14 protein-coding genes and 1 pseudogene are annotated in these 13055 nt (G+C 42.8%); 7 read left to right on the top strand and 8 right to left on the bottom strand.

Annotated features, from left to right (window positions below; translation table 11 throughout):
- The 3 genes from AN618_RS11540 to ald all read left to right on the top strand — a co-directional run.
- The coding region (locus tag AN618_RS11540; RefSeq protein WP_187694918.1) for a transposase at positions 1 to 217 on the top strand (217 nt) is incomplete at its 5' end.
- A gap of 230 nt (positions 218 to 447) precedes the next feature.
- Entirely contained in the window at positions 448 to 1995 is a 1548-nt protein-coding gene (locus AN618_RS11545; RefSeq protein ID WP_187694934.1) for a sigma 54-interacting transcriptional regulator, read from the top strand.
- Positions 1996 to 2141: 146 nt separating this feature from the next.
- A complete protein-coding gene (gene ald, locus AN618_RS11550; protein WP_066355325.1) occupies positions 2142 to 3266 on the top strand; it encodes an alanine dehydrogenase in 1125 nt (374 codons plus the stop codon).
- A 35-nt stretch (positions 3267 to 3301) separates the two neighbouring features.
- Here ald and AN618_RS11555 read toward each other — a convergent pair whose 3' ends face one another.
- From AN618_RS11555 to murJ, 4 genes are all read right to left on the bottom strand, one after another.
- Positions 3302 to 5032, bottom strand: coding sequence for an ATP-binding protein (locus AN618_RS11555; protein WP_066355331.1), 1731 nt, complete (start codon positions 5030 to 5032; stop codon positions 3302 to 3304).
- Complete coding sequence (locus AN618_RS11560) at positions 5029 to 5670, bottom strand: response regulator transcription factor (RefSeq protein WP_066355352.1); 642 nt, start codon at positions 5668 to 5670, stop codon at positions 5029 to 5031. Before AN618_RS11560 ends, AN618_RS11555 begins: the two co-directional genes overlap by 4 nt.
- 134 nt (positions 5671 to 5804) lie before the next feature.
- Complete coding sequence (locus AN618_RS11565; protein WP_083515206.1) at positions 5805 to 6569, bottom strand: polysaccharide deacetylase family protein; 765 nt, start codon at positions 6567 to 6569, stop codon at positions 5805 to 5807.
- A 213-nt stretch (positions 6570 to 6782) separates the two neighbouring features.
- On the bottom strand, positions 6783 to 8354 hold the full coding sequence (gene murJ, locus AN618_RS11570; RefSeq protein ID WP_066355335.1) for a murein biosynthesis integral membrane protein MurJ: 1572 nt from the start codon (positions 8352 to 8354) through the stop codon (positions 6783 to 6785).
- An 80-nt stretch (positions 8355 to 8434) separates the two neighbouring features.
- Here murJ and AN618_RS14200 point away from each other — a divergent pair.
- From AN618_RS14200 to pdxA, 4 genes and pseudogenes are all read left to right on the top strand, one after another.
- A pseudogene (locus tag AN618_RS14200) lies at positions 8435 to 8590 on the top strand (DeoR family transcriptional regulator); the annotation flags it as partial.
- Between the two features lie 34 nt (positions 8591 to 8624).
- On the top strand, positions 8625 to 9266 hold the full coding sequence (locus AN618_RS11575) for a DeoR/GlpR family DNA-binding transcription regulator (RefSeq protein WP_066355336.1): 642 nt from the start codon (positions 8625 to 8627) through the stop codon (positions 9264 to 9266).
- Between the two features lies 1 nt (position 9267).
- Positions 9268 to 9396, top strand: coding sequence for a hypothetical protein (locus AN618_RS12875; RefSeq protein WP_083515207.1), 129 nt, complete (start codon positions 9268 to 9270; stop codon positions 9394 to 9396).
- A gap of 84 nt (positions 9397 to 9480) precedes the next feature.
- Positions 9481 to 10527: a 4-hydroxythreonine-4-phosphate dehydrogenase PdxA gene (gene pdxA / locus AN618_RS11580; protein ID WP_066355338.1), complete on the top strand. Its 1047-nt coding sequence runs from the start codon at positions 9481 to 9483 to the stop codon at positions 10525 to 10527.
- A gap of 444 nt (positions 10528 to 10971) precedes the next feature.
- Here pdxA and AN618_RS11585 read toward each other — a convergent pair whose 3' ends face one another.
- The 4 genes from AN618_RS11585 to AN618_RS11600 all read right to left on the bottom strand — a co-directional run.
- Entirely contained in the window at positions 10972 to 11472 is a 501-nt protein-coding gene (locus AN618_RS11585; protein WP_066355340.1) for a hypothetical protein, read from the bottom strand.
- 61 nt (positions 11473 to 11533) lie between these two features.
- Positions 11534 to 12109, bottom strand: coding sequence for a hypothetical protein (locus tag AN618_RS11590; protein WP_066355347.1), 576 nt, complete (start codon positions 12107 to 12109; stop codon positions 11534 to 11536).
- A gap of 213 nt (positions 12110 to 12322) precedes the next feature.
- Entirely contained in the window at positions 12323 to 12793 is a 471-nt protein-coding gene (locus AN618_RS11595) for a hypothetical protein (protein ID WP_066355350.1), read from the bottom strand.
- Positions 12794 to 12838: 45 nt separating this feature from the next.
- Positions 12839 to 13055: transposase (locus tag AN618_RS11600; RefSeq protein ID WP_187694918.1), on the bottom strand; the 217-nt coding region annotated here is incomplete at its 5' end.

Below are 13055 nucleotides of genomic sequence, written 5' to 3' on the forward strand. Positions count from 1 at the left end.
TGCTTTAGAGCGGCTAAACGAAGAGATACGCCGACGTGAAAGGGTTATTAGGATATTTCCCAACCGCGAATCAGCTATACGTCTAATTGGGGCATTGCTTATGGAACAGGACGAAAAATGGACTTCTGGCAAAAAATACTTGGATATGACCGAATACTTTGAGTGGCATAAAGAAAACTCCAAAAAAGTAAAAGAAAAAGTAGTTTCGATAAGTTAAACTTTTATCACCTGATTCTAACCAGAGGGAATTTTACACAAAAAATTGGACTTGATCTTTTCTTTATCGTTACACATTATGAATTTAACAAAATGATCATAAAATTTTTTAATACGCTTTTTGGAAACTTTTCGTTCCAGGTTTCCAGTTCGAAAGGTGTTTGTTAGTTAATAGAGAATATTTATAATAAATAGCATTAGTAGGTTAAAATTTTGTTCGGAGGGTTTCCTGTGAAAAAATTCAGGTACAGGATACGCTTTAAAGACAGAGTGGGTATGGTAAGGGATATCTCGGAAATCGTAGCTCAAGGAGGGGCTAACATAGTTTCTCTGGAAGTGAAACGGGGTGAAATTTACCTCCAGGTGGAACCCCTGCCGGAAGAAAAGCTCTCTTACATCATCAATCGCATTTCCCTCATTCCCGACGTCTACGAAGTAACTCCTGTGGAATGGATGCCTCACGAACTGGCGGAGCAACAACTAAGAACGGTTATAAATTCCGTACAGGAAGGCATACTTTCAGTAAGCAAAAAATTAATCATTAATACTTGCAACGCCAGAGCCATGCAAATTTTGGGTATCAGCCACCCCCCGATCGGGAAAACTCTATATGAAGTAATCAAACTTCCGGATGAAGTTCTGGAACTAATAAGAAGCGGAAAACCCCTGGAGCAAAAAGAGGTTTCCATCAGTTCCTCCCGGGGCTCCATCCGAGTAATGGTCAACTCCAAACCTATTTTCGACGATAAAGGAGAAATTGCAGGTGCCGTGCTTACGATAATGAAGATGTCCGAAATTCGACGGCTGGCCCACTCCTTAACGCGCCCAGTAATGGTCACTTTCGACGATATCATACACCGGAGCAGGAAAATAAAAGACCTTATAGAACTTGCTAAGACCGTGGCAAAAGGCGACTCCACCATCCTGCTGAGAGGAGAAAGCGGCACCGGCAAAGAACTTTTTGCCAGGGCAATCCACATGGAAAGCCCTCGCAGGGAATACCCCTTCGTGGTAGTGAACTGCGCGGCTATCCCGGATACTTTGCTGGAAAGCGAACTTTTCGGCTACGCCGACGGCACTTTCACAGGAGCAAGGCGAGGAGGACGGCCGGGCCTATTTGAATTTGCCCACAAGGGTACGATATTCCTGGACGAAATAGCGGAAATCCCGCCGCACATCCAGGCCAAGTTGTTAAGGGTACTTCAGGAAGGGAGCGTCCGCAGGTTAGGTGAAATGGAGGAAATCAGAGTAGATGTGAGAATAATAGCCGCCACCAATCGCCCACTTGAGGAAATGGTTTCAAGAGGTGACTTTAGAGCCGACCTATTTTACAGGCTCAACGTTATACCTATTTACCTGCCTCCTTTGAGGGAACACAAGGAAGACATACCCGTACTTGTGGATTATTTCATAAAAAAATTCAACCAGAAATTCAACAAATCCGTTCAGGGCATCTCTCCCGAAGCCCTGGAACTTATTCTAAACTACCCCTGGCCCGGCAACATCAGGGAACTTGAAAACGTCATGGAAAGGGCGATGAACCTCTGCAAGGATCACATAATAAAAGTCAAAGACATAATAATAAATTCGCCTCCGTTTTTGCTTTCACCTTCCGAAAAATACCTGCATTTAAAGGAGATGGTTGAGGAGACCGAGAAGGAAGCGTTATTGAGGGCGCTCAGCCAGGGGGGGAGCGCGAGAAAGGCGGCAAAAATCTTAGGAGTCTCCCACACCACCGTAATTAAGAAAATGAAAAAATATGGAATTACTTTAGAATAATTCCACAATGGAAACTTAAGTTTCCATTCAACGAATCAAAATCCCAGCAGGAAAGCGACACTTCATAATGGCACAAATTTTGCAAGGTGTAACGTGGAGAGAGGTTGTAAAAAATCTCTTTTTAACAAGAAGGAGGTAAACGCAAAATGATTGTCGGCGTACCAAAGGAAATAAAGCCTCAGGAAAACCGCGTAGCCATAACTCCTGCCGGTGTTGACGCCCTCGTTAGGGCAGGTCACAAGGTTTTAATCGAAAAAGGTGCGGGCGAAGGAAGCGGCATTTACGACGAGGATTACAAACAAGCCGGCGCCGAAATAATGCCCTCCGCTGAAAGCGTCTGGGAAAACAGCGAGATGATAGTTAAAGTAAAAGAACCGCTGCCGAGTGAATACAAATACTTCAAAGAAGGACAGGTTATCTTCACGTACCTTCACCTCGCTCCCGAACCCGAACTCACCAAAGCCTTAATGGAAAGCAAGGTCGTGGCAATTGCCTATGAAACGGTGCAGAAGGACGACGGCAGCCTGCCGCTGCTCACACCCATGAGCGAAGTCGCCGGAAGATTGGCCATTCAGGAAGGAGCTGCTTTTCTTGAAAAATTCCGCGGAGGAAAGGGTGTGCTCTTATCGGGAGTACCTGGCGTTCCCCCCGCTTCAATCGTAATCGTAGGTGCTGGAACAGTCGGCACCAGTGCCCTCAAAAGGGCCGTTGGCATGGGGGCAAGGGTTACAATTCTCGATATAAACGTAAACAAGCTTCGCTATTTGGATGACATTTACCAGGGACGCATCGAAACCCTCTACTCCAACCGCTTCAATCTTTTGAACGCCATAAGCAAAGCCGATCTCGTAATAGGAGCTGTATTGATACCCGGAGCCAAGGCTCCGAAACTCGTCACGGAAGAAATGGTCAAAGCCATGGAGCCTGGCAGCGTCATAGTAGATGTGGCAATCGATCAAGGCGGCTGCGTGGAAACCATAGACCATCCCACAACCCACGCCGACCCGGTATTCGTAAAACACGGAGTAATTCATTACGCCGTATCCAACATGCCAGGTGCGGTGCCGAGGACTTCCACTTTCGCCCTTACCAATGCAACCCTTCCCTACGCGCTGGAACTCGCCAACAAAGGGTGGAAAAAAGCAATACTGGAAAACAAGGCTTTGGCCCGCGGAGTCAACGTCTTAAACGGCAAAATCACCTATAAAGCCGTGGCAGAAGCTCACAATCTGCCATACCATCCGCTGGAGGAAGTCCTCTCGGAAATATAACAAGACCCCCTTCCGGTAAACCGGGAGGGGGTCTTTTACTGGGAATAGGGGATGGTAAAGCAAAAAACCGCTCCTTTTTCCCCTGCGTTTTTTGCCCAAACCTTTCCACCGTGGGCTTCCACAATCCCCTTCACGATAGAAAGTCCAAGACCGGTTCCGCTGCTGTCCCTCGTCCTTGCCTTGTCAACCTTATGAAATCTCTCCCAAATAAAAGGCAGCTCTTCTTCCGGTATGCCGGGCCCCTCGTCTTTTACGCATACCACCACGCTTTCTGGGCCGGCAAAAGCTTGTATCGTTATTTTCCCGCCTTTTTCAGTATACCTCAAGGCGTTATCTATCAAATTAATCAAAACCTGTTCTATTCTGTCCTCATCCGCCAAAACTAACGGCATATCTTTCACATCGGCTACTATCGAAACTCCTTTTCTTTCAACGGCGGGGTTGATCTTTTTTATTACCCTTTCTATCAACTTGTCCAATGAGAAACTATCCTTTTTAAGGTTTAAATGCCCCGCCTCCATCTGCGAAAGGTCTAAAAGGTCGTTGACCAACCGGCGAAGCCTCAGAGTTTCCTCCAATATAATGTTGAGATACTTTTTCTGTTCGCCCGGATCTTCAATCATGTTGTCAATTAGCGCTTCGGTATACCCTTGAAGATACGTCAGGGGAGTTCTCAGTTCGTGGGAGACATTGGCCACAAATTCGCGCCTTAAGGACTCCAGCTTTTTTTCCTTTGTAACATCCTGCAAAACCGCCACGACGCCCCACACTTCTGACTCGTCATTAAAAAGAGGCGCTAATCTAACGCTTAAAAATTTCCCTTCGAATTTTATTTCTTCCATTATGCGGTCTTTACTTTCTTTAACTTTTCGGACAAGTTCGCTTAGAAGGCTTTTGGCTTTTTCCTCCCAACCTTCTCTTTTTGCTCTGTCCCCGAACAATTCTTCTACTTGGGGGTTGGCCATAACAATTTGCCCTGCTTGATCAAAAGTTATGACACCGTCCGTCATGCTGAGCAACACGTTTTGCAATTGGTTTTTTTCCTGCGAAAGGGCAGTTATATTTTTCTTCAAGGCATCGGAGAGAATGTTTAAAGTTTCAGCTAAAGTTCCAACTTCGTCGTCGGCACTTATCTCGACCTTGTCTTCAAAATTACCTTTTGCCATATTTTCCGCTACCTTTTTCATTTTTACGAGAGGCCTCGTTATAGTCCGCGAAAAGCCCAAACTCAAAAAAGTGGACAAAATTAAAGAACCCACGGCCACAAAAGCTATCCCTCTTCTGATTTCCCAAATGGATTCCTGAATGGAAGCCATCGGTGACAATAGAATAAGCCCTCCCACCACATTTCCATTGCGTTCAATCGGAAGGGCAACCATGAGCATTGAAGATTCTTGCTCGGGCAAATAACTTTTATCCACCACTATTTCTCCTTTTAGCACGCTCGAAAGCTTTGACCCATCTATCGGAAGATTTTTCCCAAAATATAATCTGTTGGTACAAGCCATAATTAGACCTCGCCTATCTACCACGATGGCATAAGCATTTATAAACCTACTAATGTCTACGAGCTCCTCAGGCGCAATACCGTGGGTGATGAGGGTAGATAGTTGCTGCCCTTCATTAATCATTTCGGTTTGTTTTATTTTGATATAAAAATCTTCAAAAAAACTGGACAGCACGAATCCAGAAAAGACAATAGTAATTATGGTCAACAACGTCATATATATCCATAATTTTACAGTAATACTATTTTTAAACTTCACTTTCCCACCTCGAATTTATAGCCTACTCCCCAGACCGTAACGATATACGAGGACGCCTTGCTCCTCCCAAGTTTTTCTCTGAGCTGTTTTATATGCGTGTCAACAGTTCTTAAGCTTCCGAAAAAGTCATAACCCCACACTTCTTCCAACAATTTTTCTCTCGTAAAAACTTTTTCTTTGTTTTTAGCGAGGAAGTACAAAAGGTCAAACTCCTTTGGTGTTAGCGCCACCTCTTTTCCGTCAACCACAACCTTCCTCGATTCGGGGTCTATGACGAGTCCTTCGAACTCCAATACCTGTCTGGGTTCTCTAGGGCCGAATCGCCTCAACAAAGCTTTTACCCTCGCAACCAGCTCCCTTGGACTAAAGGGCTTCACGACATAATCGTCCGCCCCCAATTCGAATCCAAGAACTTTATCGAATTCCTCCCCTCTTGCCGTAAGCATTATGATGGGTATATCGTATTTCTTCCTGATTTCCTTGCAGACAGTCCAACCATCTACCACGGGCAACATCAAATCCAAAATTATCAAATTATATTCGGCTTTTTCTATCATTTCGAGAGCCTGCTGCCCATTAAGCGCTTCATCAACCTTGAATCCCTCTTTTTCAAGATAGAGCCGCACCAAATCTATCATCTTTTTCTCATCGTCGACTACAAGAATCCTGACTTCCGCCAAAACAGCTCCTCCTTTATCATAAAGGGTCAATTTTTGGCCCTTATTTACAAACTAATTATAAATTTTCAGGATTATTCCGTCAACGAGTCTTTTTACTCTTTTTTCCGCATTTCTCCGGTGTTTCTGTCCACATAATAATCTCCCTTTAATAGAAGCTCGGATACAGGAACAATCTCATAACCTCTCTTTGTCAATTCCTTTAATATAGGGTCCAGCGCCTCCGGCGTATTCTTCCCGTTATTGTGAAACAAAACTATAGACCCCGGTCTTACTTGTTTTATCACACGACTGTAAATGGCACTCGCGCTCAAATCCTTCCAATCCAGGGAGTCTACATCCCACTGTATAACATAATATCCCAACTCATTGGCTGTTTCAATCAATGTATTGCTGTAATCACCAAAAGGTGGCCGAAAGACTTTACATTCTTGGCCGGTAAGTTCTTTTATTTTCTCATGGGTAGATTTTATCTCCTCGATTATCTGCTGTTTTGAAAGACTACCCATCCGCGGGTGGGTTGCAGAATGGTTGCCTATTTCGTGGCCTTCTTTTGCTATTAATTTCGTCATGTCCGGGTATTTGTCCATCCACATCTTTACTAGGAAAAAAGTAGTTTTTACGTTATATTTCCTCAGGATTTCAAGCAATTTTGGGGTCTTGTCCGAACCCCAGGCCGCGTCAAAGGAAATAGCAATTTTCTTTTCATCGCTCTGAACCCTATATATAGGCACCAATCTATCCCGCCCAGCAAAAACGCAAATTGCTCTTTTAAAAATTGCCGCATTAGAAGCCAAAATAATAGCGACGATGGTCAGTAAACATATAAGGGTCGTAAAGAATTTTTTATCTATATTCACATTCACCACCGCCTTAATAAAGCTTCATCTTATCTTTATTCCAGCACCATGTTGTTTATGATATTGTTTTATGTACCATCAATTCAAGCGGTGGCGATGTGTTTGTTCAAAAACGAGCTCTTCTATCACTAAAATCGCTGTGTGTAGAAAATTCTGCAAAAATACATTTTTACGGAATGGATATTAAAATAAAAAATTAGCCCTACATAAAGTTCAAAATTCATGCCAATAAGCAAATTTTGCCACTAACTTTTTCGCAATTTCCAGAATCCAGTAAGCCTCCTCAACCCTAAATGCATAAATCAAAGCAAAATAAAAAATAGCCCCAAGTCCGATGATTAATCCCAGAATAACAATGCTTACGAGTTTCCCGGTAGCTGCTATGTACGCCGACGATATACCGTAAAGCCAGAGGACCGCAAATCCCATTATGATCGACGACGCCGCGCTTTTTATAAAAACCCCAAGAATCTTTTTCCCGCCCAGGCCGGATATCTTCTTTTTCAGGTTCAAGATGAGGAGAATCGTCGTCACCGCAGCTGAAAGGCTTGTGGCGAGTGCAAGACCGCTGTGCTGCATGTACCTTACAAGCACGAGGTTCATCACTATATTAAACCCTACGGTCATCATCCCGTTTATCATAGGGGTCTTCGTGTCCTGAAGGGAGTAAAATGTCCTGTTGAGGACGTCCCTGTACCCGTAGAAAACCATCCCCAGTGAGTAAAAGATGAGGGCCGAAGCAGTCATGGACGTTGCCCTGCCGGTAAACTCTCCCCTTTCAAACAATACGGACACGATGGGATGGCTTAATACGACGGCACCTGCGGTAACAGGGAGGATAATTAGGGTGATCACATTCAGGGCTTTCACCAGCTTTTCCTTGAACTCGACCATATTATCCTCCGCGGTAAGGCGGGAAAGAAGTGGGTATATGACAACCGATATGGACATGCTGAAAAGTCCGTAGACAAAGCCGTTTAATTTGTTTGCGAAATTTAATGCCGCAATGCTCCCCTCTGGAAGTCCCGACGCCAGCATCCTGTCTATCAAAGTGTTCAGCTGCTGCACCGCCGCCCCCATCATGACCGGCACTGATAGCGACGCAACTTTTATTACATCCCCGTCTTTAAGGTCAATTACAGTCCGGTATCTATAGCCTTTTTGGAAGGCATAAATCAATAAAAGCAAAAGCTGCAATGCTGATCCTGCCAGAGTAGCTGCCACAAGGCCGTAGGGCCCCACCATATCGTGAAGAAACAGGGCGGCGATGATTATGAAGTTGTACGGTATCCCTATCAGTGCGGGCACTGCAAACTCGCTGTTAGACTGGAGAAACCCCTGAAAAATATTGCTAAGGCCTATGAATATCACCATGGGAAAGGCAAGCCTGGTAAATCCAACGGCAAGTTTTAATGCCTCCCCTTTGAAACCCATGGCGATAAAAGAAACTATGGGCCTTGCGAAAATGACGCCTAAAAATGTTACGACCATACTCCCGAAGAGAACCGCGGTTATAATCTTATTCGTGAATTTAACCGCCTCTTCCCTGCCCTTTTCTACCATTATCCTGGAATAAAGCGGGATGTACGTGGTGGCTATGGCCGCCGTAACGCTGGCAAAAAGCATCTGCGGGATAGTCTGTGATACAAGGTATGCGTCGGTGACGTACGTCGCACCGTAGGTGCTTCCGAGGACTATCTCCCGGAAGAAGCCCGTAATTTTGCTTAGCAATGTTATCATCATTACGACGATCGTTGCTTTTTTGTAGCTTATTTTTGTTTCCATGTTTCGTACCCTCTTTATGAATCTTACTTCTTGAAATTAATGTTCGTTAACTTTTACCTTTTTGAACACGGAGGTCAAAAATGCTCACGCTAGAACGCCGTAAAAAAATTTTACAATGGATAAAACAAAACGGCCGGGCCGAAGTGAGAGAACTCGCCGCAACTTTCGGGGTGTCTCCCATGACCATAAGACGCGATTTGAAGCACCTTGAGAAAGAAGGCCATCTTCTGCGGGCAAGGGGCGGTTCATTGCCCAGAGATTCATTTATAGATGAAGTCCCCCTATCGGTCAAAAGTAAGTACAAATATCGAACTCAAGCAGATAATCGCAGAAAAAGCGTGTTCCCTTATCAAAGACGGCGACTCTGTGATACTCGACGCCGGATCCACTACTCTGGAGATTGCAAAATGTCTAAAAAAGACCGGCAAAAATCTAACTGTGGTGACGAACGATTTGAATATAGCCCTCGAATTGGCCGACATCGCAAATATCAATGTATTCACCACAGGGGGCAAAGTCCAACCCGGGTTATACTGCCTCCTGGGCGAAGAAGCCATCAATTTTATAAAATCTGTAAATGTGAATATCGCGTTCCTGGGTGCAGCAGCCATCGATTCTGATTTAGAATTATACACTCCCACCCTGGAAAAAGCCCACCTAAAAAGAACCATGATAACTTCAGCCGCAAAATCGGTGGTAGTGGCAGACCATACCAAATTCGGTCACAGAGCTTTCGCAAAAGTATGCAGCCTTGATGCTGTAGATGCCCTCATTACCGACGATGGAATAGGTGAAGAATTAATAATCAAAATGGAAGACCTCAAAATTGAGGTAATTTTGTGTCCGGCAAAATCATACGTAACTGGAAAAGGGGATCCCAAATCTCAAGGGTGTTTACATCACGGGCGGTGACATGACCGTAGCTTTCTGCCAGGAAGTAGGGGCTCTTGCCGTAGAAGTTTCAGGAGAAGTGCTTCCACTGGCGGCCTATGGAACTCTCGTTGGCGGTGACTTTGACGGCCTCAAAATCGTGACAAAGTGAGGCCTCGTGGGAAATACGGAAAGCGCTGAAAAATGCGTTGAATTTCTTCTGAAATAAAAAAATCTCAAGAAGGAGTGAAGTATCTTGCAAAAAAGACCTATAATTGCAATTACCGCAGGAGATCCTGCCGGCGTCGGCCCAGAAATTGTCGTAAAAGCCCTGTCCAATAAAGAACTGTACGAAAAAGTTAGGCCGGTTGTAATCTGTTCTAAAAACATCATCGAGAAAGCTTTAGAAATAACAAAGGTGAAGATAGACGTTTGTCCCGTAGAAATCGACGCACTGAACCGACTGGACGAAAGAGACTTTTCTTTCGATAAAATTTTCCTCATTGATTTGAAAAATGCAAGTGACAATATCCCCTTCGGTAAAATATCCGCGGAAGCGGGTAAGGCCGCCTTTGAATACATTAAAAAAGCTGTAGAACTTGGAATGGCAGGCCTTATAGACGGTATCGCAACCGCCCCGATAAACAAGGAGGCAATTCATGCTGCGGGCATTGATTTCATCGGTCACACGGAGATGTTTGCAGAACTAACCAACAGCCCCGATGTCTTAACAATGTTCCAGGTAAGAAACCTCCGCATATTTTTCCTCACCAGGCATCTTTCGCTGATAAAGGCATGTTCCATGGTGAAGCTGGAGAATATTTACAAGACTCTCGTCAGCTGCCATAAAGCGCTGCAGACACTGGGCATAGAAAGTCCTTCAATTGCTGTGGCAGCCTTAAACCCACACGGAGGTGAAGGGGGACTATTCGGAGACGAGGAGGTGAAAGAGATAATTCCGGCCGTTGAGAAGGCTAAAGCTGAAGGCATAAATGCAGTAGGCCCTGTTCCAGCGGATTCGGTCTTCCACCTTGCAAACCTGGGCCGTTTTGACGCCGTGCTCTCGCTATATCATGACCAGGGACACATCGCCGCTAAAATGCTGGATTTTGAGAGAACCGTAAGCGTAACCATCGGTCTTCCGTTTATAAGGACTTCGGTTGACCACGGCACAGCCTTCGATATCGCCGGAAAGGGAATTGCAAGTTCAGTAAGCATGGAAGAAGCCATAAAGGTTGCGGGGGACTACGCTTTTGTGGTTAAAAGTAAACCGAAGACAATAAGGCCCTGGGATTGTCGTTAGAATTTCACACGGCTTATTTTATGTTATAACTCCATCCCAAAATTGCTTTCTAGAAAGTTTCTAACTGCTGCCAGGAATTTTTCCGCATTTTCTAGCTGTTTTTCGGCGTCTTCTTTAGAAACGATATAAAATAAAATAAAATCATAATGGAGTTTTCCTGTAAGGGAAAGGTTTCTGTCAAGTTGAAAGGAATCTGAAGTTGCGCTTGTTTATTTAAGAAAAAGCGGCAAAAATACTTTTCAATTGCACTCAAACCGTTTTCTGTCCCTTCCCAGCGTCCCGTAAAGCAAAACCAAAGTAATCTATCCAGTTCCTGATTCACTAGTGGTCTTTCAGCATCTCTTCGTCGAAAGCCTTACTGGAGGAATATATGTATGTCCCGCCTTCCGGCTATAGAAAGGAAAACACGAAATATGAAGAACATTGTCCGCTATATCAATCTGTTTATGTTATCCTGAAATATTTATCACTAATGTTAGAGGCCTCTCTCCCAGTACAGCCTTTTATGCTTTTTCTATTTCGTAAATAGATGATTAATAAAATAATTGTAATCTCTCCACATAAAATTGCTGCTCCTACTTTCTGCTGCAAATGTATAATCAACGGTTCATAATTAGACCCGGTAAAGTAAAGTTTGTCGCTACATAACCAGTCAATCAAAAACGCAGAAAATAATCTGGTACCGGATAAAATAACCATTGCAATCAAAAAATGTTTCCAAATTCCTAAGATTTTTTTATTGGCATTACCCAAAAATACAATAAATAGCGCCGCAATAAATGCATTAATACAAAACCTATAATAGTCCTGTTTTGTAACAATGTTTCTATTGTAAAAGATCAATTCTAAATATTGCCTCAAATCAATAATAAAATATAATGATATCCCAATTATTGGAATTAGCATCAAGATTTCTATTAAATAAACAAGCCATCTTTTTTTCAATTTACCACCACTCCTAAAAATCTAAGAAAATTGCCCCATCGTAAACGGGGCAATTTTAAAATTACTCGGGTTGGATTATATGTTCTGGATCTAGATCGGGTTCTACAGTAAACTCAGATATTTTCCATTTACCGTCAATTTTCACTAAGGTTGCTTTAATTATATCCTTCCCTTGCATCCGATCAATATATTTCTTACCGTCTTTAGTTATTCTATCTGTTATATATTTTTCGAGCACAACAGTTACATGTGCCTCATTCCCAGAGATGGAAAGATCTTTAAATTCAATACTATTTACTCCACTATCAATTTGATCTGGTCCTTCAACAGCATTAGTAAATTGATCTTCTACCCAACTCTTATATAAACGCTGTGCTAGTTCATCAGTAAAAACTTCGTATAAAGCTTTCTTCCCGTTTTCAATGATGGTTGCTTTATTTTCAGCCGATGCCCTGTCTTTATAATGCTTTTTTGCCTGAATGTATATTTCATCCGCCAATACTGCAGCTTTTTTTATAACTTTCGCAATATCTCCTTTTTCTTCTTCATTTGGGGCTTTAGCTTGTATGAATGTAAAGGCACTAACAACTAACACAATTAATACTACTATTGTAAATAATTTATTCTTCGTAAGCATATCTATCCTCCTCCCTATCTTAATAAGTTGTATACAACTCTACCGGATATATTTTTGTAGTATTTCTCCATCTATTGTAAGGACTTATTGAGCATAGCAATTCCCCCGTGTACAACTTATTTAAATTTTTTTGATAAACACACAGGATTCTTATAAAACTTATCTAATCACTGCGTAAGCAGAATCTTTATGTGATTGATGAGAACTTTTGCTTTAGTCTATTGTATCATCAGTGATATATTCAACTTGCCCCGCTATAATTCTGAATTGACCAATGACTGTTCTACCGTCTTTATCATAAAGGGGTATCAATTTATCACCAACATTGTTTTGAGCTACAGCTTCTTCAGGTGTACGCGGAGCGGGAGGTGTTAGGTCTGAAGAGCGCACATATCCGTATGTTCCATCAATGCCTATGGCCGCAATTAGATCTGGTTCTTTTCCTAAAATTTCAGCATAAATTGCCGAACCATATGTTTCTCCATATATTTGATATTTATAATTTGAAATTCCCTTTGACTTTAATAAAGAAGATTTAGTACTACCTAAAGTAACAATAGGACTTTTATAAGTAGTGTACGTATTATACCCATCATCGTTGTATAATCTGACCTGTCCACAACTATAATAATCTCCAGCGGTAGTATAATTTTTTGTCAACACATTAAAACCGATCAAGTCCAATTTTTTGTGTAAAATTCCCTCTGGTTAGAATCAGGTGATAAAAGTTTAACTTATCGAAACTACTTTTTCTTTTACTTTTTTGGAGTTTTCTTTATGCCACTCAAAGTATTCGGTCATATCCAAGTATTTTTTGCCAGAAGTCCATTTTTCGTCCTGTTCCATAAGCAATGCCCCAATTAGACGTATAGCTGATTCGCGGTTGGGAAATATCCTAATAACCCTTTCACGTCGGCGTATCTCTTCGTTTAGCCGCTCTAAAGCA

The sequence above is a fragment of the Fervidicola ferrireducens genome (assembly GCF_001562425.1).
Classification (GTDB): Bacteria; Bacillota; Thermosediminibacteria; order Thermosediminibacterales; family Thermosediminibacteraceae; genus Fervidicola; species Fervidicola ferrireducens.

Excerpts from the sequence above, each read along its gene's own strand:
- ald (WP_066355325.1), top strand. The coding sequence starts at position 2,142 with ATGATTGTCGGCGTACCAAAGGAAATAAAGCCTCAGGAAAACCGCGTA.
- AN618_RS11560 (WP_066355352.1), bottom strand. The coding sequence starts at position 5,670 with ATGATAGATTTGGTGCGGCTCTATCTTGAAAAAGAGGGATTCAAGGTT.
- murJ (WP_066355335.1), bottom strand. The coding sequence starts at position 8,354 with ATGGAAACAAAAATAAGCTACAAAAAAGCAACGATCGTCGTAATGATG.
- AN618_RS11575 (WP_066355336.1), top strand. The coding sequence starts at position 8,625 with ATGAAGTCCCCCTATCGGTCAAAAGTAAGTACAAATATCGAACTCAAG.
- AN618_RS12875 (WP_083515207.1), top strand. The coding sequence starts at position 9,268 with ATGACCGTAGCTTTCTGCCAGGAAGTAGGGGCTCTTGCCGTAGAAGTT.
- AN618_RS11590 (WP_066355347.1), bottom strand. The coding sequence starts at position 12,109 with ATGCTTACGAAGAATAAATTATTTACAATAGTAGTATTAATTGTGTTA.